This is a genomic window from Nocardioides fonticola (genome assembly GCF_039536805.1).
Lineage (GTDB): Bacteria > Actinomycetota > Actinomycetes > Propionibacteriales > Nocardioidaceae > Nocardioides > Nocardioides fonticola.
Genome location: NZ_BAAAZH010000003.1, coordinates 1 through 22661 on the forward strand (window position 1 = coordinate 1; position 22661 = coordinate 22661).

The 22661-nt window shown below is 68.7% G+C and carries 21 protein-coding genes; 16 read left to right on the forward strand and 5 right to left on the reverse strand.

Going from position 1 to position 22661, the window contains the following annotated elements:
• The 3 genes from ABD671_RS02005 to gmd form a co-directional block, all read right to left on the reverse strand.
• Positions 1 to 1079 (reverse strand): hypothetical protein (locus ABD671_RS02005; protein ID WP_425574870.1); only part of this gene is annotated, 1079 nt, incomplete at its 3' end.
• Positions 1080 to 1221: 142 nt separating this feature from the next.
• Complete coding sequence (locus ABD671_RS02010) at positions 1222 to 2259, reverse strand: GDP-mannose 4,6-dehydratase (protein WP_344731533.1); 1038 nt, start codon at positions 2257 to 2259, stop codon at positions 1222 to 1224.
• Positions 2260 to 2264: 5 nt separating this feature from the next.
• Positions 2265 to 3245 (reverse strand): GDP-mannose 4,6-dehydratase, encoded by a 981-nt coding sequence (gene gmd / locus ABD671_RS02015; protein ID WP_344731534.1) that lies wholly within the window; start codon positions 3243 to 3245, stop codon positions 2265 to 2267.
• Positions 3246 to 3530: 285 nt separating this feature from the next.
• Here gmd and ABD671_RS02020 point away from each other — a divergent pair, with 285 nt between their 5' ends.
• The 6 genes from ABD671_RS02020 (at position 3531) to ABD671_RS02045 (ending at position 9497) form a co-directional block, all read left to right on the forward strand.
• The gene (locus ABD671_RS02020; RefSeq protein WP_344731535.1) at positions 3531 to 4007 is read left to right on the forward strand and encodes a DUF4395 domain-containing protein; all 477 of its coding nucleotides are present in this window, start codon (positions 3531 to 3533) and stop codon (positions 4005 to 4007) included.
• A gap of 100 nt (positions 4008 to 4107) precedes the next feature.
• A complete protein-coding gene (locus ABD671_RS02025) occupies positions 4108 to 4956 on the forward strand; it encodes a sulfurtransferase (protein ID WP_344731536.1) in 849 nt (282 codons plus the stop codon).
• A gap of 1 nt (position 4957) precedes the next feature.
• Positions 4958 to 5254, forward strand: a complete 297-nt coding sequence (locus ABD671_RS02030) for a DUF1416 domain-containing protein (RefSeq protein ID WP_344731537.1) — start codon at positions 4958 to 4960, stop codon at positions 5252 to 5254.
• A 102-nt stretch (positions 5255 to 5356) separates the two neighbouring features.
• On the forward strand, positions 5357 to 7084 hold the full coding sequence (locus tag ABD671_RS02035; RefSeq protein WP_344731683.1) for a DUF4012 domain-containing protein: 1728 nt from the start codon (positions 5357 to 5359) through the stop codon (positions 7082 to 7084).
• Between the two features lie 152 nt (positions 7085 to 7236).
• Positions 7237 to 7665, forward strand: a complete 429-nt coding sequence (locus ABD671_RS02040) for a hypothetical protein (protein ID WP_344731538.1) — start codon at positions 7237 to 7239, stop codon at positions 7663 to 7665.
• A 131-nt stretch (positions 7666 to 7796) separates the two neighbouring features.
• Positions 7797 to 9497: a DUF4012 domain-containing protein gene (locus tag ABD671_RS02045; RefSeq protein WP_344731539.1), complete on the forward strand. Its 1701-nt coding sequence runs from the start codon at positions 7797 to 7799 to the stop codon at positions 9495 to 9497.
• Between the two features lie 426 nt (positions 9498 to 9923).
• Here ABD671_RS02045 and ABD671_RS02050 read toward each other — a convergent pair whose 3' ends face one another.
• The gene (locus ABD671_RS02050; protein ID WP_344731540.1) at positions 9924 to 11366 is read right to left on the reverse strand and encodes a tyrosine-protein kinase domain-containing protein; all 1443 of its coding nucleotides are present in this window, start codon (positions 11364 to 11366) and stop codon (positions 9924 to 9926) included.
• 203 nt (positions 11367 to 11569) lie between these two features.
• Here ABD671_RS02050 and ABD671_RS02055 point away from each other — a divergent pair, with 203 nt between their 5' ends.
• From ABD671_RS02055 to ABD671_RS02090, 8 genes are all read left to right on the forward strand, one after another.
• Positions 11570 to 12586, forward strand: a complete 1017-nt coding sequence (locus ABD671_RS02055; RefSeq protein WP_344731541.1) for a hypothetical protein — start codon at positions 11570 to 11572, stop codon at positions 12584 to 12586.
• Positions 12587 to 12750: 164 nt separating this feature from the next.
• A complete protein-coding gene (locus ABD671_RS02060; protein ID WP_344731542.1) occupies positions 12751 to 13383 on the forward strand; it encodes a hypothetical protein in 633 nt (210 codons plus the stop codon).
• A 106-nt stretch (positions 13384 to 13489) separates the two neighbouring features.
• Positions 13490 to 13789, forward strand: coding sequence for a PqqD family protein (locus ABD671_RS02065; RefSeq protein WP_344731543.1), 300 nt, complete (start codon positions 13490 to 13492; stop codon positions 13787 to 13789).
• Positions 13779 to 14738: a nucleotidyltransferase family protein gene (locus ABD671_RS02070; protein WP_344731544.1), complete on the forward strand. Its 960-nt coding sequence runs from the start codon at positions 13779 to 13781 to the stop codon at positions 14736 to 14738. Before ABD671_RS02065 ends, ABD671_RS02070 begins: the two co-directional genes overlap by 11 nt.
• A 79-nt stretch (positions 14739 to 14817) precedes the next feature.
• Positions 14818 to 15996 (forward strand): glycosyltransferase family 4 protein, encoded by a 1179-nt coding sequence (locus ABD671_RS02075; protein ID WP_344731545.1) that lies wholly within the window; start codon positions 14818 to 14820, stop codon positions 15994 to 15996.
• A complete protein-coding gene (locus ABD671_RS02080; protein WP_344731546.1) occupies positions 15993 to 16922 on the forward strand; it encodes a glycosyltransferase family 2 protein in 930 nt (309 codons plus the stop codon). Before ABD671_RS02075 ends, ABD671_RS02080 begins: the two co-directional genes overlap by 4 nt.
• On the forward strand, positions 16909 to 18024 hold the full coding sequence (locus ABD671_RS02085) for a glycosyltransferase (protein ID WP_344731547.1): 1116 nt from the start codon (positions 16909 to 16911) through the stop codon (positions 18022 to 18024). The genes ABD671_RS02080 and ABD671_RS02085 overlap by 14 nt, the downstream gene beginning before the upstream one ends.
• Before the next feature lie 32 nt (positions 18025 to 18056).
• Positions 18057 to 19316, forward strand: coding sequence for an oligosaccharide flippase family protein (locus ABD671_RS02090; RefSeq protein ID WP_344731548.1), 1260 nt, complete (start codon positions 18057 to 18059; stop codon positions 19314 to 19316).
• On the opposite strand, the gene ABD671_RS02095 is transcribed toward ABD671_RS02090, so the two are convergent.
• A complete protein-coding gene (locus ABD671_RS02095) occupies positions 19294 to 20619 on the reverse strand; it encodes a hypothetical protein (RefSeq protein WP_344731549.1) in 1326 nt (441 codons plus the stop codon). The two genes, ABD671_RS02090 and ABD671_RS02095, sit on opposite strands and share 23 nt — an antisense overlap.
• A 110-nt stretch (positions 20620 to 20729) precedes the next feature.
• Here ABD671_RS02095 and ABD671_RS02100 point away from each other — a divergent pair, with 110 nt between their 5' ends.
• Positions 20730 to 21383 (forward strand): arsenate reductase/protein-tyrosine-phosphatase family protein, encoded by a 654-nt coding sequence (locus ABD671_RS02100; protein ID WP_344731550.1) that lies wholly within the window; start codon positions 20730 to 20732, stop codon positions 21381 to 21383.
• Positions 21384 to 21486: 103 nt separating this feature from the next.
• Positions 21487 to 22653 (forward strand): nucleotide sugar dehydrogenase, encoded by a 1167-nt coding sequence (locus ABD671_RS02105; protein ID WP_344731551.1) that lies wholly within the window; start codon positions 21487 to 21489, stop codon positions 22651 to 22653.
• Positions 22654 to 22661: the final 8 nt, after the last annotated feature.

Sequence of the window (22661 nt, forward strand, 5' to 3'; positions counted from 1 at the left end):
TGGGCGGCCTGCTTGGCGGCGGCCTCGTCGGCGGCGATGAGGGCCTCGGCGGCGAGGGTGGCGCGCTGCTCGGCGGCGGTCGCGATGGCGGTGGCCTCGCTGGCGAGCCGGGCCTCCTCGGCGGCTGTGGCTGCGGCGGCGATGCGGGCCGCGGTGGCCGGCTGGGTGGCCTCGGCCTGCGCGGTGGCGGCCTCCTCGGCGGCCAGGCGGGCAGCCGACTGCTCCTGGGCGATGGCGGCCTGGGCCCGGGCCGAGCGCTCGGCGTCCAGGCGCGCGGCCTCGGCGGTGGCGGCGGCCTCGGCCTGGCCGCGGGCGGCGAGCTCGGCCTCGGCGCGCAGACGGGCGTGCTCGGCGGCGCGGCGGTCGGCCTCGTCGAGCAGCGGGTTGGAGCTGCGCACGGCCTCGCTGGTCTGCTGGTGCGCGGTGCGCAGGTCGGCGAGCTCGCGCTGGGTCTCCAGCAGCAGCTGCTGGGTCTCGCCGAGCTGGCGGCCGGTCTCGTCGAGCACCGAGGTGAGGTCGGCGATCTGGCGGGCCTGGTGCTGGATGAGCTGCTGGGCGGTCGCGACGAAGGCGCCGATCTGCGGGTCGAGGCCCTCGGTGGCGACCTCGGGCATCTCGACCTCGGGGGCCGGCTCGACCGCGGCGATGCGGGGGGCCGAACCGTCGCCGCCGCCGCGGGCGCGACGGCGCTCCTCGATGAGGGCCTGGGCACGCTGCACGGAGTCGCTGTTCGACCGCGACGAGAGCGCGCTCGGAGCAGGTACCGGCACGGAGACAGGGGTCTCGGGCTCGAGGTCGTCCTCGTGGTCGCGGCCGCGACGCCAGCCGCGTCCGCGGTCCTGCTCACCGCGTCCGCGGCGGCGCGAGCGCGACTCGGGTGCGGCGGGACCGGCGTTCTGGCCGGCCAGGATGGCGGCCCGCGCCTCGGCGATCGGGTCGAGTCGGGTCTGCTCACTCGCGGGCGCGTTGCCCGCGGCGGCGTCCTGCTGCATCAGGACGGCGCGCGCCTCGGCGATGGGGTCGAGACGGGTGCGTTCGGCCGGCGAGCTGTCCGGCGACTCGGGGGGGAGATCGCTCATGCTGCGAAGGTAACCGACAAGGCACCCCCACGTGACCCCTTTGGGCCATATCGGACAGGTGGTGAAGGTCGCGTGGACCTGGGGGTGACCTCCGGCCCGCGTCGTCGTGCGGGCCCCGGCTCGCCGCCCGGTCACGGGCGGGTCACGCGAGGGTGTCGAGATACCCCACCCGGTGTCGGACGCCGGTGCGCAGCCGCTGCTCCTCGACGGCCACCATCGTCTCGATGACCGCGCGCAGCTGCCGGGACGGCGTCCAGGCGTACCGCGCGGCGAGACGGCTCGCGTCGCCGCGCACGCCGGTGACGTCGTGCGGTCGCGCCGGCACCTGTTCCGGCCCGGCCAGGTCGCCGATCAGGCGCGGGTCGGCCGGTGCGCCGGCGGCGGCCAGCGCCCAGGTGGCGACCTCCCCGAGCCGGTGCAGCTGACCGGTGGCCACGACGACGTCCTGGGCAGGGTCGGGGGAGAGGGCCACCTGCGCCCAGGCGGCCATGAAGTCGGCGGCTCCGCCCCAGTCGCGCTCGACGCTCGGGTCGCGCAGCTCGAGACGCTCGCGGCGTCCGGCGGCGACCTCGACGGCCTGGCGGCAGGTGGTGGGCAGCGCGAAGTGGGCGGCGTGCAGCGGCCCGGTGTGCCCGAAGAGCACGAGGTTCGCGGCGTCGAGTCCGCTCGCGCGGGCGGCGACGACGGCCTCGTGCGCCGCGGCCTTGGCCCGGCCGTAGGGGGAGACCGGGGCCAGCGGGGAGTCCTCGTCGAGCACCGCGCCGGGGGTGGCCGGGCCGAAGATCTCCGAGCTCGAGGCCTGGAGGAACCGCGGCGCGCTGCCGTGCCGCTCGGCGTGCTCGCGGAGCACGGCCAGCATCGCCACGACGGCGTCCCGGTTGACCGCCAGGGTCAGCTCCTCGGCCTCCCACGAGGCGCCGACCGAGCTGAGCGCGGCCAGGTTGTGCACGACGTCGGGTCGCACGCGTTCGAGCAGCCGGGCGAACCCGCGACTGTCGCGGACGTCGTGGGCGGCCAGCTCGATGCCCTCGAGGTAGACCAGGGTCTCGGGTTCGGAGGCGTCGGAGACGGTGCCGACCACACGGTGCCCGGCCGCGTGCAGCAGCCGGGCGAGGTGGACGCCGTCCTGGCCGGCGACGCCGGTGACCAGGTGCGTCAGGGGCGGGCGTGGGGTCGACACCCGCGTCAGCGGTTCAGCAGGTGGGCGATCTTGGCCCGGTCGGCGTCGACCATGATCCCGGCGAGGGTCACGGCGTCGGTCTCGGGCTTCCAGCCGAGCAGGTCGCGGGCCTTGGAGGCGTCGCCGATGAGGGCGTCGACCTCGGTGGGCCGCTCGTAGGCGGCGTCGTAGGTGACGTGGTCGCGCCAGTCGAGGCCGGCGTGGGAGAAGGCGGCCTCGCAGAACTCCCGCACGCTGGTGCCCTTGCCGGTGGCCACGACGAAGTCGGTCGGCTCGTCGTGCTGGAGCATGCGCCACATCGCCTCGACGTACTCCGGGGCGTAGCCCCAGTCGCGGACGGCGTCGAGGTTGCCGAGCACGAGGGTGTCGGTGATGCCGGCCTCGATGGCGGCCACGCCCTGGGTGATCTTGCGGGTCACGAAGTTCTCGCCGCGGCGGGGCGACTCGTGGTTGAAGAGGATGCCGGAGACGGCGAACAGCCCGTAGGCCTCGCGGTAGTTGACCGTCACCCAGTGGGAGTAGAGCTTCGCGGCGCCGTAGGGGGAGCGCGGGTAGAAGGGGCTGGACTCGCTCTGGGGCGGCGCGGTGGCGCCGAACATCTCCGAGGTCGAGGCCTGGTAGAAGCGGCAGTCGAGATCGGCGGCGCGGATCGCCTCGAGCAGGCGCAGGGTGCCCACGGCGTCGGTGGAGGCGGTGTACTCCGGCATCTCGAAGGAGACCTTGACGTGGCTCTGGGCGCCGAGGTTGTAGACCTCGTCGGGCCGGATCGCGTGGATGAGGTTGACCAGGCTGACGCCGTCGGTGAGGTCGCCGTAGTGCAGGTGCAGGCGCTCCTCGTGGGTGAGGTGGTCGATGCGGTGGCGGTTGAGGGAGGAGGAGCGGCGCACGAGCCCGTGCACCTCGTAGCCCTTCGCGAGCAGCAGTTCGGCGAGGTAGGAGCCGTCCTGGCCGGTGATGCCGGTGATGAAGGCGCGCGGGGTGGACATGGTCGCGGACCCTACGACATGGGGCCCGCCTTCCGGGGCGTCTCACATCATGGATCTCAGTCTCATGATGCAGACACTCGATTGGGAGCACCGGTCGCCCGCGCCCTACTCTCGTTTCCATGCCGTCGACCATGCTCACCAAGCGCCGCGCAGTGGACCACTGCCGCGTGCGCTCGGCGCTGTGTCGAATGTCGATCGGGCTGTAATCCCCAACTCCTAGCGAGTTAGTACAGTTTCCACGGGCCGTGTCTGCGGCCCACCCGACCGACACCCCCAGGAAGTGCCATGTCCACGTCCTTCCAGCAGTCCTCGGCGTCCACCGGGGCCTCCGCCACGGCCCGGCCGCGCGGCATCGACCCCCGCGGTCCGCAGTTCACCGCCTCGATCACCGTCGTGGTGCTCGTCGCGATCCTGCTGCTGCCGACCACCGCAGCCACCGTGCTGACCGCCGTCCAGACGGCGTTCTTCGCGATCGGCGCCGCCTGCGGCGTCCAGCACACGCCGCACGCCTGGGTGTTCCGCACCTTCGTGCGGCCGCGCCTGGCCCCGCCGTCCGAGCTGGAGGACCCGGCTCCGCCGCGGTTCGCCCAGGCGGTCGGCCTGGTCTTCCTCGGGGTCGCCCTCGCCGGGTACCTGACCGGGGCCACGCTGCTCGGTCAGATCGCCATCGGCTTCGCCCTCGTGGCCGCCACGCTCAACGCGGTCTTCCGCTTCTGCCTGGGCTGCGAGATGTACCTGCTCATCAAGCGCGCGACCGCCTGACGCCGTTCGCCGTCCCGGCGCGGCTCGCACCCGAGCGCCGCGTCCTGCACCACCGCCACCTGCACGTCTCCGCAATGACGCATACGAAAGAGAGAAACCAATGAGCCGCGAGAACACCCTCGTCTCCGCCCAGTGGGTCGAGGAGCACCTGGATGACCCGAAGGTCGTCCTCATCGAGGTCGACGAGGACACCTCGGCCTACGACAAGGGCCACATCAAGGGCGCCATCAAGCTCGACTGGACCACCGACCTGCAGGACCAGGTGCGTCGCGACTTCGTCAACAAGCAGCAGTTCGAGGCCCTGCTCTCCTCGCGCGGCGTCGCCAACGACGACACCGTGGTGCTCTACGGCGGCAACAACAACTGGTTCGCGGCCTACGCCTACTGGTACTTCAAGCTCTACGGCCACCAGGACGTCAAGCTGCTCGACGGCGGCCGCAAGAAGTGGGAGCTCGACTCCCGCGAGCTCGTCGACGAGCTGCCGACCCGCGCCGAGACCACCTACGTGGCGCAGGAGCAGGACTCCTCGATCCGCGCCTACCGCGACGAGGTCGTGGCCGCGATCGGCACCCAGAACCTGGTCGACGTCCGCAGCCCCGACGAGTACGCCGGCCGCCTGCTCGCCCCGGCCCACCTCCCGCAGGAGCAGGCCCAGCGTGCCGGCCACATCCCGACCGCCGCGAGCGTGCCGTGGAGCAAGGCCGCCAACGACGACGGCACCTTCAAGTCCGACGACGAGCTGCGCGAGATCTACACCGAGGCCGGCGTCGACTGGAGCAAGGACACCATCGCCTACTGCCGCATCGGCGAGCGCTCCTCGCACACCTGGTTCGTGCTCAAGGAGCTGCTCGGCCAGGAGAACGTGAAGAACTACGACGGCTCGTGGACCGAGTACGGCTCGCTGGTCGGCGTCCCGGTCGTCCTGGGCGACGAGCGCGGGGAGGCCTGACATGTGCGGAGCCACCACGGGCGGTCTGCCGCTCGACGGCGTGAACGTCGCCAAGGAGGCCGTCGTCCAGGGCCAGGTGCTGCGTGACGGCGAGCCCGTCGGCAACGCCTACGTGCGCCTGCTCGACAAGTCCGGCGAGTTCACCGCCGAGGTGCCCACCTCGGCCACCGGCCACTTCCGGTTCTTCGCCGCCGAGGGCGAGTGGACCCTGCGCACCCTGGCGCCGAAGGCCGACCCGGTCGACAAGAAGGTCGTCGCGGCCATCGGCTCGGTCGCCGAGGTCGTCGTCGCGATCTGATCGCGTTCTCGACCTGTAATACAGCGCACAGTGAATGTGGCCCGAGCCCGGTGGGCTCGGGCCACATCGCGTCTGCGGTTCTGAGAGGGTGTGCCCGTGGCGATGCTCCCCCCGCTCCGCCGACGCTCCGTCCTGCGGTACGCACTCGGTGTCGTCGTGCTGCTCGGGCTCCTGGTGTCGTGGCGGGTCTGGCAGGTCCGCGGCGACCTCCTCCAGGCGCGCGACTACGCCGAGGCCCTGCGTGCCGCCGGCGACGAGCGGGATCTGCCGGACGCGCGGGTGGCGCTCGCGTCGCTGGAGGTGCATGCGGGCGACGCGGCCGATGGGACTCGCGGCCCGAGTTGGTGGCTGCTGGAGCATCTGCCTCTCATCGGCGACGATGCCCGGGCGGTGGCGACATCGTCCCAAGCCCTCAGCGAGGTGGCTCGGGCCGGACGTCCCCTGCTGAACATCGTGGAGGAGATCGATCGCGGCAGCCTCTCGCCCGAGGGCGGTCGGCTCCCGCTGGATCGCATCGAGGCGATCGGTCCACCGCTCTCGCAGTTCTCGGACGCGGTCATCGATGCGCGCGACGAGATCGCGGGCCTGAACGGCAGCTACGTGGGACGGCTGTCGACTGCGCTCGACGAGTTGTCTCCGGTGCTCGACGACCTCTCAGCGACCGTCGCGCGGACGCAGACCGCCGTCACTGAAGCGCCGGTACTCCTCGGTGCCGACAAGCCGATGCGGTATCTGCTGGTCTTCCAGAACAACGGCGAGATACGAGCTACAGGTGGACTGCCGGGGTCGGCCGCGGAGGTCATCGCCGATCGCGGCCGCCTTCGGTTACGACGCACGTTCTCCCCGATCGATCGAGACGTGGTCGCGCCGGCTGAGTTCCGGCTCTCGTCGGCTGAGCGGACGCTGTACGGTCCGCTGCTGCAGCGGCACACGGCGATCTTCCTCAACTCGATGCCGGATCGCTCGCGGGCCGCGAGCCTGTTCGCCGAAGGGGCTCAGGCGTGGCTTGGTCAGCGGGTCGACGGCGTGATCCTGATGGATACGGTGACGCTCGGCTATCTGCTGCAGGCCACCGGTCCCGTCTCGGTCGAAGGTGTGCGTCTGGACGCGACGAACGCAGTCCGCGAGCTGCTCTACGGCACTTACGCTCGGTTCCCCAGGCTGGCGGACCAGGACCGGTTCTTCGGCTCCGTGTCATCGGCCATCTTCGAACGCATCACGGGCCGTTCCGTGGACGTGGCCGAACTGGCCGGCGCGCTGCGCCGCTCGTTCTCCGAGCAGCGCTCCTACTTGTACCTCCGCGACCGGGCCCGCGACTCTGCTCTCCGCGACATTGCGGGCAGCGGCTCGCCAAGTGATCTCGAGGTCGGCCTGAACGATGTCGGCGGAGGCAAGATGTCCTACTTCCTCCGGTCGCGGATCCAGGGTGGTGCCACGTGTGGATCGACCCGCTCATCGGGGTCCTTCCGCGTCCAGCTCACCTCGGAGGCGCCCCTCGATGCCTCTCGGCTCCCCGACCGTTTCGAGAACGCTGGCGAGCATTGGCAACCGGTGCGGGACGGAGCCCAGATCGTGCAGGTGGTCGCGATGCTTCCGCGTGGTTGGTCGGTCACCCGGGTCGATCTCGGATCCCGCCCGGTCGCCTTCAGGTCCGCTGCCGTGGGCGGTCGCGAGGTCGTGACCTTCCAGACCGAGGTGCTCGCCCAGGAGACCGATACCGCGACCATCGAGATGCGAGGGACGCCGGGCGACGCCTTCGGGGACGTCTGGCTCACGCCAGGGGTGACTGCCGGAGGACCCTCGGTCGACGCGCAGGTGAAGGGCTGTTGACGATTCCCATGGTCCAGACCACTGGTCTGGACCTTTGCATTTAGTTGGGCGAGCGGCCATCCACATGGAAACCTGTACCGAAGCTCCCCCAGAAGCGGACACCGTCGTCCCGCCATCCGCTTGCACATACCTCCCCCGAAGGTGCTCCCTCCATGAAGAAGCTCATCTCTGCCACCCTCATCGCCGGTCTTCTCGCTCTGACGCCGGTCGGCGCCGAGGCCGACACCTCCGGCGGCCAGGCCATCCCCGCCTCCTGCTCCGCGCCGTCCACCTCTGCCTCCTCCGGCAGCAACGGCACGCTGACCGTCGACTGCTCGGTTGGAACGACCCGCACCGCGGCAGGCGCCCGCCGCGCCGACGCGAACGACGGCCGCCTGCGCATCAAGGTCTGGCTGAAGCAGGACGGCAAGATCAAGCAGAAGTTCGTCATGTTCCGCCGCGTCACCGTCGGTAAGACCTACAACGTGCAGACCTGGACGCTGAAGTACCCCGGCACCTACCGGGTGAAGCTCGGCTTCCGGCCCGACAAGGGCACCCGCTTCGCCAAGTCGATCACCTACACCAAGATCCGCGTCTCCTGATCGAACTCTGATGCCGACTCCGGCCCGCGACGCGGGTCGGAGTCGCTGTCATTGTCGTCATCGCCCGGCCTCGGGAGGGAGAGGGTCTCGTGAGATCGCGACGTGCCGTCATCGCTTCAACAGCAGGTGCGGTGCTCCTCGTGCTGGTCGCCGTCGTCGGCTGGCGCGTGTGGCAGGTGAAGGAGGCGCTCGGCGCCTCCGAGGACGCCGCCTCCGCGCTCGAGGCAGCCATCCGCGACGACGACTCCGCGGCCGCCGACCGCGCCCAGACCGACCTGGAGAACCATGCAGCAGCGGCGGATTCCGGTACCTCGGGTCCGATCTGGTCGACGCTGCGCCACCTCCCGCTCATCGGCGACGACGCCGACGCCGTCCGCCTGGCCAGTTCGGCCCTGGTGGACCTGGTGCGCAGCGCCGTCCCGGCCCTGCGCACGGTCGCCGACCAGCGCGACGACCTCCTGCCGCAGGACGGGCAGGTGCCCCTCGACCGGATCGCCGCGCTGCGTGACCCGGTCGCCACCGCCGACCGTGCTGTCGGTCGGTCGGCCGACAGGCTCGACCAGGTCGACGCCGATGCCCTGCTCGGCCCGCTGCGGTCGCGGTGGCGCTCGCTGGTCGAGCGGGTCGACCAGGCCCGGGCCGATCTGACCGCCGCACGGGCGGCGGTCGACCTCCTTCCGACGATGCTCGGCGGCGACGGGCCTCGCCACCTCCTGCTGATCTTCGAGAACAACGCCGAGATCCGCGCCACCGGTGGTCTGCCGGGCTCGGCGGCCGAGGTCACCGCCGACGACGGACGGCTGTCGCTCGGTCGTCAGGTCGCCGGGAGCGATCTCGTCGGCACCACGCCCGTGCTGCCCCTGACCGAGGCCGAGCGACGCATCTACGGCCCGCGCCTCGCTACGGACTTCCGTCAGGCCAACTGGACGCCGGACTTCCCGCGATCCGCCGACCTGTGGGAGGCCAACTGGAACCAGCGGTTCCCCGCCGATCCGGTCGACGGCGTCGTCGCGATCGATCCGGTGGCGCTCTCCTACCTGCTGCGGGCGACCGGCCCGATCACGGTCGGCGCGGTGACGCTCACCTCCGACAACGCCGTGGACGAACTCCTGAGCAACGTCTACGCCCGCATCCCCGACCCGCCCGACCAGGACGTCTTCTTCCGGCAGGTCGCGGCCGCGGTGTTCGCGCGCTTCACCTCCGGGGTGCAGGACACCTCCGCCCTCCTCGGAGCGTTCCGGCAGGGAGTGACCGAAGGGCGTATCCGGGTGCAGAGCAGTCTGCCCGCCGAGCAGGGCGCTCTCGCGCGGTTCTCGATCGCCGGCGTCCTGCCCACGACGCCGACGCGCGAACCGCAGCTCGGGCTCTACCTGGTGGATGCGACGGGCTCGAAGATGTCGTACTACCTGCGCACGGCCGCCCAGGTCGAGGCCGTCTCCTGCGTCGACCGCGTGCAGCGCTTCGACGTGACGGCCACGCTCTCCTCCACGCTGCGTCCTGAGGACGCCGCCGCGCTGCCGGACTACGTGGCCGGCGACTACGAGGACATCGCGCTCGACCGTGGCGACCAGATCGTCACGGTGCGGCTCTACGGTCCGATCGACGGCCGCGTGGTCACCCAATCGATCGACGGCGCGACGCCTAAGAAGGCGCCGATCGTCGAGTCCGACGGCAGGGGAGTGGCCACCGTCTACCTCGTGGTGCCGCCCGGCAGATCGGTGTCGGTGACCTGGCGCGTGCAGACGCCGGCCGGCCAGACCGGCTCACCCCAGCTCCAGCTCACCCCCGGCGTCACCGCCAACGAGGTCTCGGTCGACCCCAGCGCCTGCTGAGGAAGTGAGCCGCGCCGGTCGCCCCGGTGCGAGCAAAGCGACCCCACCCGGTCGGTGAGGTGCGAGCGAAGCGAGCCTCGAAACGCCCGCACCCGAGCAGCAGTCGGTACCGGCCGCCGTCCGTCTCGCCGGGTCTCGCGGCTCCTCGCTGGCGCTCGTCGCACCTCGACCACCGGTGGCCACCCGGTCACCCCGGTGCGAACGACGTGAGCCCACCCGGTCGTTGAGGTGCGAACGAAGTGAGCCTCGAAACGCCCGCACCCGACCGCCGACGTCGGCCACCGGTGGTATCCGGTGGTCGAGGTGCGAACGAAGTGAGCCGCGAGACCCCGTGAGCCGACCGCCGACGGCGACCACCGCCCGCTGGCCCGAAACGACGATCGGGGCGCCCCGCGAACCCGCGGAGCGCCCCGATCGAGCGTCTGATCAGCGCGAGACGCGTCGTCCCTTGCGCGCGGCCTTGCTTCCCACGCCCTCCGGCACGGTGCTGGTGGCGTAGTAGCCGGTGTAGTAGCCGGTGCCCGACTCACGGCGCGGCACCCGGTTCACCACGAGCCCGAGCACGCGTCCCTTGACCGAGAAGATCGAGTTCAGCGCGTCTTGGAGCTCCTGGCGCACCGTGCGGCCGTGGGAGAGCACGACGATCGCCCCGTCGCACTCGCGGGCGAGGATCGCCGCGTCGGTCACGGGCAGCAGCGGCGGGGCGTCGATGATCACCATGCCGTCGCGGGCGAGCTCCTGCACGAGGCTGTGCATGGCCCGCGAGCCGAGCAGCTCGCTGGGGTTGGGCGGGATGCTGCCGGCGGCGAGCACCGTGAGGCCCTCGAAGTCCGGGCTGTCCTGGAGCACGTCGTTGAGCGTCACCCGCCCGATCAGCACGTCGGTGAGCCCGGCACCCTCGACGAGGCCGAAGCCGTCGGCGACCGACGGACGCCGCAGGTCGCCGTCGACGAGGGTGACCGCCTGGCCCGAGATCGCGATCGCCGCGGCCAGGTTGGCGGCGGTCGTCGACTTGCCGTCGTTGGGCTGCGGGCTGGTCACCACGATGATGCGCGGCGGGTTGTCGACGTCCATGTAGGCGATCGAGGTGCGCAGCTTGCGGAACGCCTCACCGGGCTCCCAGCCAGCGGAGCCGGAGGACTTGCTGACCGCGAGCACGGCCGGCCCGTTGTTCTCGCCGTCGTCCAGTTGCTTGATCGCCGGCACCCGGCCGACGACCGAGACGCCGAACTCCTTGTCGAAATCGGTGGAGGAGCGCAGGCGCTGGTCGAGACGCGATCGCACCACCGCGTAGGCGATACCGAGCAGCAGGCCGAGCACGAAACCGATGCCGAGATTGCGCGGCGGGTTCGGTGAGACCGGGGTGCTGGGCAGCTCGGCCGACTCGATCGGTGCCACGTAGACGGCGTTCGGGATGTCGTCGTTGGGGTTCTCGATCTCCTTGACCTCGGCCGCGGTGGCCTTCACCCAGGCGTCGGCGAGCTGCTGGGCGAGCTTGGGGCTCGAGGCACGAGCAGTGATCTTGAGCAGAGTGGTGTTGAGCGGCTGGGTGACCGAGATGTCACCGATGAGGCCGGCCGGGTCGGTCTGGAGGCCGAGGTCGTCGATCACACGCTGGGCCACGGCGCGGCCGGTGGCGATCTCGACGTAGGAGACGGCCTTCGACTTGGCGAGCGTGTCGTTGTTGATGCCCACCGCCGGGTCGGTGGTCGCCTCACTGGCGACCGTGACGACACCGTTCGCGTTCGCCGCGTAGATCTTCGGCTGGGTCAGGGTGTAGGCGCCCGCGCCGGCGGTGCCGAGGATCGTCAGCAGCAGCACCCCGATCCAGTGGGCACGGAGCACGCGGAGGTATTCGCTGAGTTCCATCGACGCGAGTGGCCTTTCACAGGGGAGGTGGGGAACTACGATCCGGCAGTGTGACGCCAGACGACGCCGAGACTGATCGCGTGGATCTTAGGGCGGTCGGCGTCCCTCTGGCCGTCGAAGTGGCAGGTTGTAACAAGAGTCTCGCGCTCGCGGAGATCCGACGTGTGTGGGCCCGCTGCCTGCGAGACGACGATGAGGCACCGGTGGGCACGATCCGCGCCGTCCTCGACGACGATCCGGAGCTGGTGGCCGACGAGCTCGCCGGCGGGGCCGTCGCCTACACCGAGCTCGCCCACCTGCTCCACGATCTCTCGCCTCGGGTCACCGACCTGGCGCTGCGCCTGCGGGCCCATCACCCGGTCGCGCTCCTGCACGCGGGCGGTGTCTGCGATGAGGAGGGCAACACCGTGGTCGTGGTCGGGCCGTCGGGGGCCGGCAAGACGACCGCCGTACGGCGCCTGACCCGGCACTTCGGCTACGTGAGCGACGAGACGATCGCCGTGGCCACCGATCTCACGATCGCGCCCTATCCGAAGCCGTTCTCGGTGCTCGACCGGGGTGACGCCTGGAAGACCCAGCATGCTCCCGACGAACTGGATGCTGGGCCTACCCCGGCGACAGCGCGGGCGGCAGCCATCCTCGTCCTCGACCGGCAGCCGGGCGCAGGGTCGGACGTCCTCGTCGAGGAACTCGACACCCTCGAGGCCATGAGCCTGCTCGTGCCTCAGGTCGCCTTCCTCGCGGGTCGTCCGGGCCCGCTCGGCCGGTTGGCGATGATCCTCGACCAGGTGGGACCGGTCCGTCGCGTCCGCTACGAGGAGGCCGACGACCTCCGGCCCCTCGTCTCGACCCTCCTCGACCTCGCGCGCGATCGGGAAACGCGAACCCTCCCGACCATGGACGATCGGCTGCCCTTCGTGCCCCGCCCTGCGGCGAACCCCGATCCGTCGCCGAGCGCCTGGCGGCTCGGCGGTCTCACCGACCTCCACCACCTGCCGGACGGGCGAACCGCCGTCCTGGTGGACGACCAGTTCCTCGCCCTCTCCCCGGCTGCGGGTGCGGTGCTCCGCGCGCTCGAGGCCGCTCCGCAGGGGCTGAGACTCGAGGACTTCGCCGCAGCCGGTGTCGGTCTTCCCGACGAGGTGGCGGTCGATCTGCTGCGCCAGCTGGCCGCCGTCGCCGTCGTGACGGCCCCTGTCGACGCTCACTTCCGCGCCTGATTCACGCCCCCGTTACACCGTGGTCTAGACAGAGACGTCGGTCACCTGTTGTTCGTTGGCGCCCCTGCGGACTCTGCGCCTAGTCTGTTCGGCAGCGGCACTGTCGCCGCCCTCCCTCCCAACTTGCGTCCGACGGGCGCGCCTCTGTGATGAATGGGGTTCACATGACCACGCTCGACAACTCGACCGAGTTCGAGGACGGGGCCACCGAGTCCGGTCTCTCTCGCCGCTCGCTCGTCCGCGCCGGCGCCATGGGTGCCGCGGCTGTTCCCGCGATCACGATCGCCACTGCGGCCCCCGCCCTCGCGGCGGCCACCTCCGCCACCAACTCCGGGTCCACCGTGCTCGCGGCCTCGCTCTACGCGAACCGCGTCGGCGGCACCCGCAACATCAACCTGACGGTGAACATCACCAACACGGGCACGCTGACCACCACCGCCCTCGCGGTGACGGTCACCATCGACCCGCTGACCCAGGTTCCGATCCTCTCCATCCTCCCGGGCCTCGGCAGCATCCTCGGTGGCAGCGCCGCCGACGCCGACTCCTCCGCCCAGGGCGGCTGGACGGTCTACAAGACCGGCAGCATGATTCCGCTCGTCGGCAACCTCACCAAGGCCGTGCTCGGCTCGGTGACGTTCCGCTACGTCGCTCCGACGCAGCTCGCCGGCGGTGCCAGCACCACCCTCAAGGCCGTCGTCAACCTCCCGGTCAAGACCCAGTCCATCGGCTTCCTCGCCGCTGGCACGGCCTCCCCGGGTACCGGCGTGCCGGCGATCCTCGTGGGCGCCTCGATCTGACCCAGCCGTTTCGGCTCTCCAGGGCCCTCGGCCGCCGGCGAAAGCCGGTGACCGGGGGCCCTGGTGCGTCAGAATGCTGGAAGTCGGTAACCGAGAGGGAGCGAACGTGGGGAACAGCGACGTGCCGCGTCGTCGCGTCGGCATCGCCGCAGTCGAGCGCCCCGGCCGCGTAGCCGTTCTCGATACCGATCGGTTGGCGCAGGCACCGGTGATCCTGTTGGGACTGGCCGCCGATGTGTGGAGGACAGTCGACGGAAGCCGCTCGCGCGACGACATCGCGCGCGAACTTGCGAGCCTGTGGGACACGACACCCGGCGAACTGACCGAAGTCGTCGCCGAGGCACTCGATGCTCTGGTGAGCTGTGGCTTCATCGAACGAGTGAGGTCGGCAGACAGTGATCAGTGACGACGCCCTGCGGCTCGAGGCCGATGAGGCTGTCGAGCTCGCACACGTCCTGGCATTCCGACTCGCCTCTGATCACGGCATCCGCGCGATGGTCATCAAGGGTCCGGTCGCACGACACTTCGGGCTACGTCCCGCTGGCGACACCTCGATCGATGTCGACATCTGGGTGGACCCGCAGCGTTACGAGACCTACTGCGACCTGCTCCGATCGGTCGGCTGGACGATCGGTGTTCTGCACCGCTCAGCCAGCATCATGGCGATCCATTCCGACGCGTTCGTCCATCCGACGTGGCCGTGCGAGATCGACGTGCATCACCGATTCCCCGGGTTCCTGGCCGATCCGCAACTTGTCTTCGACACCCTATGGGAACGGGTTGTGGAGATGACCGTCGCTGGCGATCAGTCGCTCGCTGCTCCCGATCGCATCAGCAGCATCCTGATCGAGAGCCTCCATCTGCTGCGTGATGGCCCAGGGGGGCAGGGGCGACTCGCCGGCCTGATCGAGCGGGTTGCGCCGCTCCTGGGCGAGCGCGACAAGGTGGACCTCGCGAAGCTCGCCCACGGGGTTGGCGCCGCTGAATCCCTCGAGCCCGTTTTCGATCGTCTGGGAGTCGTCGCCTTCGTTCCACCCGACCCAGAACCCCGGCATGTGGAGTCCATCGCCGACTGGAGGCTCAGGACCACCGTCGGCGATGCACTGGCAGTCCCGGCCATTGCCGAACTGTCGCGAACTCCGCTTTCTCGCTGGCCGCGGATGTTGTGGCGCACGGTGTGGTTGACCGAGGCGGAGATCCGTGAGCGCCAGCCGGGGGCGGCGCCGGGTGCATGGGGCCTGTTCCGAGCACGTCTTCGACGGCTCGGCTACGGGACATTGGCGCTTGCGCCAGCGTTGCGCGCGGTGTTCGGCGTACGCCGGCAGGTGTCGCGTTCTGGGAGGCGAGGGAGATGAGATCAGCTCGGACGTCCCAACGGCCGATCGCCGAGTACAGCGCCCAGGCAGATCCGGCTCTACGAATGGATCCACGCACATGACCAAGGTTGTTCTCGCTGCTCCCGGCGCGGACCGATACGGATCTGATCTACAACTCCTGGAATCGGCGCGTGCTCTTCGGTCGGCTGGATGCCGCGTGAACGCCTTCGTGCCGGAGTCTGGCCCACTCGTGCCGATGCTCGAAGACCTCGGTGTCGATGTGAGGGTTCTCCCCGTCCCGGTCCTCCGACGCACTGACAAGTCGGTTCGCGGGCTCGTGGTCCTCGCGGCCCGCTTGTCCATCGCCCTTCCCCGCATGATCTTCGCGCTTCTTCGGGTCAGGCCGGACGTCGTCTATGTCAACACCGTGACCATTCCATGGTGGACCCTGGCGGCGCGGCTGGTGGGGCGCAGGGCCGTCGTACACGTTCACGAAGCCGAGTCCCAAGACAGTCGAGGGGCCAGGCTCGCGCTGTACCTTCCGCTCGTCCTCGCCACCCGGATCATCATGATCAGCACAGCTGCACGTGATGCTGCCGTGGGAACCATTCCGCGCATTGGTTCACGGGCGATCATCGTTCGCAATGGTGTCCCCGACCGACCCTCGCCTCCGGCCATACGACAGCGGGGCTCGGTCCTTCAGGTCGGCGTCGTAGCACGTCTGTCGCCCCGCAAGGGCACGATGGATGCCTTGGAAATCGCTGCGAAACTCGCGTCGACGACTCCGGTTCAACTCCATCTCTTCGGCGATGTGTTTCCCGGATATGAGTGGTACGAGGAGGAGTTGAAGGCGCGGGCTTCTCGCCCCGACCTAGCCCGCCTCGTGACGTTCCACGGCTACACGCGGCCGGTATGGAACGCACTCGACGATCTCGACCTCGTTCTAGCCCCGTCACACGTCGAACCATTCGGAAACTCCGTCGTTGAGGCGCAACTCTCTCAGCGAGTGGTGGTTGCGAGTGAAGCGGAGGGTCATCTCGAGTCCATTGAGCATGGCGTGACGGGATTCCACTATCCGATCGGAGACATCGAGGCCGCGGTGCGTTGCATCGAGGGAATCGTGTCGGATGGCGAACTCGCCCAAGCGGTCGCTCTGCGAGCCCGGGATTCAGCGCTTCGCAACAACGGCACCGATGCCTACAGGGGTGGACTCCTTGCGGCACTTGAGATTCCGCAGGATTCTCTCGCTCCGATCCCCTCTGACCGATCTCGCCCCATCACAGGAGAGATGTCATGACGTCTTCAGCGGTCGTTGTCGGGATCGCGACCTTCAAACGCCCCGGCCTTCTCAAGGAGCTGTTGGAATCCTTGAGGGATCAGCAGGACGCTGAGTCTTTCGATGTTCTTGTGGTGGACAACGATCCCGAGTGCTCGGCCCGACAGACGGTCGAAGAGTTCGCCGCCCGCTCACCGTTGACAGTCCGCTACCTGGTGGAGGGACGTCCGGGGATTGCCGCGGCGCGGAACAAGGTGCTCGAACATTCTCAGACTTACGACAGGCTCCTCATCATCGACGACGACGAGGTCGCGGGCCACCGCTGGATTGCCAGTTCGCTGGAGGGCCTCGATACGACAGGCGCGACCATGGTGCACGGAGAGGTTCGCTACGCATACCCGCAAGGGACGCCTCGATGGATCACCGAGGGCGGCTACTTCATCAACCCCGTACTGCCGAACGAGGCTGAGCTCCCGTTCGCGGCTACGAACAACCTCGCCATCGATCTTGTGAAGATGCGAGCGCTCGGAAACTTCAGATTCGACGATCAGTTGGGACTCGCGGGGGGTTCGGACCTGCTGTTCACCGGAACGGTTCATGCCGCCGGGGGGGTCATCAAGTGGTGGCCAGCGGCGTCAGTCACCGAGATCGTTCCGCCGGAGCGCGTGAAGCCGCGATGGGTTCTCACGCGCGCCATCCGAGCGGGGGAATCTCAGGCGAATTCCTCCCTCCTCCGCGGCCGTCCGAGTTTCGCCCTGCGACTGAGCCTGATGCTCTACGCCATCACTCGTCTTGTCGGTGGGGCTGGATTGGCCGCAGTGGGTCTGCTTACCGCCAATCAGGGGCGCTGTGGAACCGGTCTACGGCATGTGTTGCGCGGCGTCGGGTTCATTCGGGCGATCCTCGGTTACCGCGTGCAGGAGTATCAGCGACGTGACACCGACTGACCGCGTGGTGATCTGGAGGCAGACCTGGCTCCCAGGATCGGAGACCTTCATCCGCAACCAGGTTGACTCCCTCAGCCACTGGCGTGCGCTTCCGATTGCAGTGGAACACCTCGATTCCCCCATCTCCGGTGGCGGGTCGATCGTGCTCGGTGATGGCCTGCCCGATCGCATCAGACGACGCTCCTACCGCGTGACCCGGCGGTCGTCCGCGGTCCGACGAGCGATCCGAGATGCAGCGCCAGCCATCATCCATGCGCATTTCGCGAACGACGCCGGCCTCATCGAACCGATCGCTCGGCAACTCCGCGTGCCGATGGTGGTGACCGTTCACGGGTATGACCTCACGGTCACCCGCGACCGGCCGAGGAGGGACGCACGCGATGTGGCGGCTGGGCTTCGGCGGGCTCAGAGCGTGATCACCCTGTCCCGATTCATGGCTGATCGTGCGGTGCGTCAAGGTGCGGATCCGGGGAAGATCCTGACGATCCCGACTGGCATCCCGATTCCGCCGGACCCGGGCCCGCGACGTGCGGACGACGACACGGTCAAGGTGCTGTTCGTCGGTCGCCTGGTCGAGAAGAAGGGTGTCGAGGATGCGATCCGCGCTGTTGCTGCGGTCGCTGCGAAGGGACATCGGCTTGCTCTCACCATCGCGGGATCGGGCCCGATGGAGGCAGAGTTGAAGGCGCTTCCTCCGCAAGTCAGGGCCTCCGTCCGGTTCGTCGGCGCGATCTCGCCCAGCTCTGTCCGAGAGTTGATGGCGACCCACGACCTTTTCCTCGCCCCGTCGAAGACTGCACCCAACGGAGATTCAGAGGGTTTCGGGATGGTGTTCCTCGAAGCCGCGGCGCATCGACTCCCGGCTGTCGGTTATGTCCATGGAGGCGTGCCGGAGGCTGTGGTGGACGGCGAGACGGGTCTTCTTGCTCCTGAGGGCGATCTTGAACAGCTCTCAGCCCGCCTCGAGCAACTCGTCGAGTCGGAGGCGATGAGGCTGGAGATGGGTCTCGCGGGTCGACGTCGTGTCGAGACGGACTTCGACGTCCGCAAGTGCACCGCGCAGCTGGAGCGTCACTATGACTCCGTTGTCGGTCGAGGATGAGGCGTAGCCTGGCGGTCGCCTCACTTGCGGGCGTGGTCGGCAACCTGGCTGCACCTGCCGTCGCCATCCTCACCGCGCCGATGCTCGCGCGGGGCCTCGGCGTTGCAGAGCGTGGCGATCTTGCCGGAGCGACCAGCCCGTTCATGCTGGCGGTGGCTGCCGCCACGCTCGGACTTCCGGAAGCGGTGGTCTTCCTCACTGCGCGCGCGGGCTGCGTTGACCGGCGACTGACGAGACAGGCGATCATCATCCTTACCGGGGTCGGCGTCATCGTCGCGATCCTTCTCGCTGTTGTGGTCTCCCCCTCTCTCCGCACTGACGCCGCCCGCCATGCCTGTTGGATCTCGCTCTTTCTCTTGCCATGGTGCCTGGCGATCGGGTCCATCCGAGGTGCGGCGATGGGGATCCATGCATGGGGCAGGGTGTCTGCCGAGAAGCTGACGACCGCCAGCTCGCGATTGGTCGCGATCTCGCTTCTCTTCGCTTTCGGTCACCTCTCGGTTCTGACCGCTGCGACCGCGATTGCAGGCTCCATGGCGTTGGGAGCGGTCACGTACCTGGGAACCTTCAGTGCGCACCGCGGTTCAGTATTCCCGCGACCCGAGCGCCCGTCCTTCGACATGCTGGGCTTCGGCGTCAGGTACTGGTCGGGCTCATTGGCGGGAACGCTTCTCTTGCGGCTCGATCAGCTGCTCATGGTTCCCCTGACATCCTCGACGGAGCTGGGCCTCTATGCAGTGGCTGTGAGCATCGCCGAGGTCGCGCTTGTACTGAACCTGGCGCTGAAGGACATCATGCTCGCCACGGAGGCGGGAGACAGCAATGAAGAGAGGGTCGTGTCCTTCGCCCGGCTCTCGACTCTTCTGACGACTGCGCTGGGCTTGTTCGTGCTCTCGGCGTCCTGGCTCTTGGTCGAACCGCTCTTCGGGGCTGACTTCGCCGACTCTCGGATCATCATCGCAATCCTCGTTCTCGGGATTGTGGTCGGCAATCCTGGCTCCATCTGTGGTGCTGGCATGAGTGGTTGGGGCCGTCCGGGCCTCCGGAGCATCGCGGTGGCCGCAGCCGCAGCAGTCAACTTCGGACTCGTGTTGATCCTGGTGCCCACGTACGGGGGGGCCGGAGCGGCGTGGGCGACCGTTGCCGGGAACGCTGTCGCCGGCAACCTCAACATCGTCTTCTGTCGACGATATTTCGGCCTGTCGATGTCGCGGTTCTACGGTATCCGTCGGTCGGATCTCGCGCTTCTGGTGCGAGGACTGGACTCGCTCAGGGCGCGACTGGGTAGCTGACTCTCGGCCGTGCAGCCGTCGCACTCTTGTCGGCTGCGGCTTCGAGCAACCCCGCCTCCGACTCGCCGAGCGAACTTCTCGGAGCGAGCGCTGCGAGGGCTGCCGCAACGAACAGGGCGGGGCCGGCGATGGTGTCGGTCGCGATCGAGGAATACGACGCTACCGAGAAGGCTCCGATCAGGAGGCTGATCGTGAAGGGAGCATTCCGCTTGCCTGAGACGAGGGCTGGCCCGATCAACGCGAGAAAGAGGAGCAGGGTGGTCAGCAGACCGTAATCCACGGCGTACATCAGCCAGCCGTTCTCAAGGCTGCTGGGAAGGCGTTCGCCAGCGGCGAATCGATAACTGGAGCCGGAGCCGTCCCCGAACACGAAGAACGATTCCCAGTGCCGACCGAACGCCGCTCGAGCGAGTCCACGGGCGGCCGCACTTCCGCTGTCCTGAACGAACCGGCCCTGCGTCTCGGCGAAGAGCGAGGTGCCGGCCACGTAAACCCCTCCAGCGAGAGTTCCGACGGCGATCACGAACTTTCGGCCGATGCTCTGCGAACTTGCGATCGCAAGGTAGAGGACGCCGAGCACCAGGAGAAGGAGTCCGGTTCGCGACTGTGACACGACAACCCCAGACGTGATTCCCGCGAGCAGTGCCAACTGGATCACCGACGACCTGATGAAGACGAGGAGCGGCACAGCCATGGCGCAGAACAGTGCCAGGGCTAGCGGGTGATCAAAGGTCCCGCTCTGGCGTCCCGTCCCAAGGGAGTACCACACCGTTTTCTGGAAGTCGGACTCGAATGGCTGCGTCAGTGCTCCGGACTTCACCAGGAGCCCCAAGACGCCTTCGCTCGCCGCCAGTACAACCCACAGGCGGGCAGCCTGGAGGAGCAGGCGGGGTGCGGTCGAAGACGCGATGACGATCAACAGGTAGAGGAAGAGCCCTCCGGCGAGCTGGTCCAGCATCAAGGCGGTGCCGTTCGGGCTCCCGAGGTACACGGTCTGGCCAACGGCACTTGCAACAACGAGGGTGATGGCGGCGATGGGGCCACGCTTGGTGCTCAAAGCACTGAGCGCGGTCGGACCACGAAACACCACCTGGAGGAGCAGAGCGACCGCCGCCAGGACGGTGACGGGATGGACTGGCGGGATCGGAGTCGCAGTTCCAATGACCATGCCGGTGAGTTGGTGCCCGGCTACGCCGGGAACGATTGCCCACAGGAGGATCACAAGCATGACGAGGCGCTGCGGTCGATTCAGCAGCAGCGCACTGATGATCACGCTCACGGCGGCCCAGGTCTGCAGATTCATCTCGCGCCCTCCTCGTCTCTCGCGCCTGCATGGACTGTACGGCTGACGGACGGTCCCAATTCGCCGATCCTCGAAGATGGACCGAGACGCAGGTCTCGAGCCGGGCTCCCATGACCGATCTCGATCTTGGCCTGGATGCCCTGGCACGCCGCACCTTGCGACTGTCTACGGTTGACCTCATGGAGTCCGGTTCCAAAGACGAGCGCTCATTCGCAATCCTCACGGCTTGCGTCGGGAACATCTGCCGGTCGCCTCTTGCTGAGCGGCTCCTCGACCAGCGGCTGAGGCCAGTTCGAAATGACACCTCCGTAGTCGTCAGTTCGGCTGGCGTCCGAGGATTGACCGGACAGCCCATGGAGCCCCACGCCGCGGCCGAGTTGATGCGTCTCGGCGGAGACCCGGACGGATTCGTCGCGCGCCGGGTCGACGCTCAGATCGCGGGTGATGCCGACCTCATCCTCGCCATGACCCGCGAGGTGCGAGCCGATGTCTTGAAGGAGCAACCGCGCGCGATGAAGCGCGCCTTCACCCTGCTCGAGTTCGCCTACCTGTGCCGGTACGCCGTCGAGCAGGACGCACCCATCTACACGGTCGAGGACCTACTGGCGTATGCGGCTCGGCATCGCAGTCAGGCGGCCGGCATCGAACAGGACGTGCCGGACCCGATCGGTCGTTCGCCCGAGGTCCACCGTGAGGTCGCCGACCTCATCGCGGTCAATGTCAACGTCGTGAGCGCGCTGCTCGTGCCGCTCCTGCGGGACTGACGTCACAGGAGGCCGAGCCGCGACTGCTGCGGGTCGAGTGCGCCCATCCCTAGAATCAGCCCGACACCGAGCCCGCCGGGCCCGCCGCACAGGGAGACCTCTCGTGAAGATCGCAGTCGCCGGAATCGGCTATGTGGGACTGTCCAACGCGGTCATCCTCGCTCAGCACCACGAGGTGTGGGCTGTCGACCTCGACGAGGCGAAGGTCGCGCAGGTCAATGCTCGACAGTCGCCGATCGTGGACGCCGAGATCGAGGAGTACCTGGCCTCCCGCGACCTCGACCTCACGGCCACGACCGATCCCGCCGCGGCCTACACAGGCGCCGAGTTCGTGCTGGTGGCCACACCCACCGACTACGACCCCCAGACCAACTACTTCAACACGGGCTCGGTGGAGGCGGTGATCGAGCAGGTGCTCGAGGTCGCTCCCCAGGCCGCCATCATCATCAAGTCCACCGTGCCGGTGGGCTTCACCTCGCGCATGCGCGAGGTGCACCCGGGCGCGGTGATCGTCTTCAGCCCGGAGTTCCTCCGCGAGGGCCGAGCCCTCTACGACAACCTGCACCCCTCCCGCATCGTCGTGGGCTCCCGCAGCGCCGTCGGCAAGCGCTTCGCCGATCTGCTCCTCGAGGGTTCGTTGGAGAAGGACGTGCCGGTGCTGCTCACCGACTCCACCGAGGCGGAGGCCATCAAGCTCTTCGCCAATACCTACCTCGCACTGCGGGTCGCCTTCTTCAACGAACTCGACACCTACGCCGCGATGCGCGGGCTCGACTCCGCCCAGATCATCGAGGGCGTCGGCCTCGACCCGCGCATCGGCAACCACTACAACAACCCGAGCTTCGGCTACGGGGGCTACTGCCTGCCCAAGGACACCAAGCAGCTCCAGGCGAACTACCGGCACGTGCCGCAGAACCTCATCAGCGCGATCGTCGACTCCAACACCACGCGCAAGGACTTCGTCGCCGCCGACATCCTGTCCCACAACCCGCGCACCGTCGGCATCTACCGGCTGATCATGAAGGAGGGCTCGGACAACTTCCGCATGTCCTCCATCCAGGGTGTGATGAAGCGGATCAAGGCCAAGGGCGTCGAGGTGGTCATCTACGAGCCGACCCTGGAGGACGACCTCTTCTTCAACTCCGAGGTCATCAGCGACCTCGAGGAGTTCAAGAAGCGCGCCGACATCATCGTCGCCAACCGGCGCACCGACGCCTTGGACGACGTGGCCAGCAAGGTCTACACCCGCGACATCTACGGGCGGGACTGACCGGAGCC

What these genes read in the sequence shown, in the direction of transcription:
- ABD671_RS02095 (WP_344731549.1), bottom strand. Translation starts at nt 20,619, where the DNA reads ATGAATCTGCAGACCTGGGCCGCCGTGAGCGTGATCATCAGTGCGCTG.
- ABD671_RS02100 (WP_344731550.1), top strand. Translation starts at nt 20,730, where the DNA reads ATGACCGATCTCGATCTTGGCCTGGATGCCCTGGCACGCCGCACCTTG.
- ABD671_RS02075 (WP_344731545.1), top strand. Translation starts at nt 14,818, where the DNA reads ATGACCAAGGTTGTTCTCGCTGCTCCCGGCGCGGACCGATACGGATCT.
- ABD671_RS02020 (WP_344731535.1), top strand. Translation starts at nt 3,531, where the DNA reads ATGTCCACGTCCTTCCAGCAGTCCTCGGCGTCCACCGGGGCCTCCGCC.
- ABD671_RS02025 (WP_344731536.1), top strand. Translation starts at nt 4,108, where the DNA reads ATGAGCCGCGAGAACACCCTCGTCTCCGCCCAGTGGGTCGAGGAGCAC.
- ABD671_RS02035 (WP_344731683.1), top strand. Translation starts at nt 5,357, where the DNA reads ATGCTCCCCCCGCTCCGCCGACGCTCCGTCCTGCGGTACGCACTCGGT.
- ABD671_RS02060 (WP_344731542.1), top strand. Translation starts at nt 12,751, where the DNA reads ATGACCACGCTCGACAACTCGACCGAGTTCGAGGACGGGGCCACCGAG.
- ABD671_RS02050 (WP_344731540.1), bottom strand. Translation starts at nt 11,366, where the DNA reads ATGGAACTCAGCGAATACCTCCGCGTGCTCCGTGCCCACTGGATCGGG.
- ABD671_RS02080 (WP_344731546.1), top strand. Translation starts at nt 15,993, where the DNA reads ATGACGTCTTCAGCGGTCGTTGTCGGGATCGCGACCTTCAAACGCCCC.
- gmd (WP_344731534.1), bottom strand. Translation starts at nt 3,245, where the DNA reads ATGTCCACCCCGCGCGCCTTCATCACCGGCATCACCGGCCAGGACGGC.
- ABD671_RS02030 (WP_344731537.1), top strand. Translation starts at nt 4,958, where the DNA reads ATGTGCGGAGCCACCACGGGCGGTCTGCCGCTCGACGGCGTGAACGTC.
- ABD671_RS02040 (WP_344731538.1), top strand. Translation starts at nt 7,237, where the DNA reads ATGAAGAAGCTCATCTCTGCCACCCTCATCGCCGGTCTTCTCGCTCTG.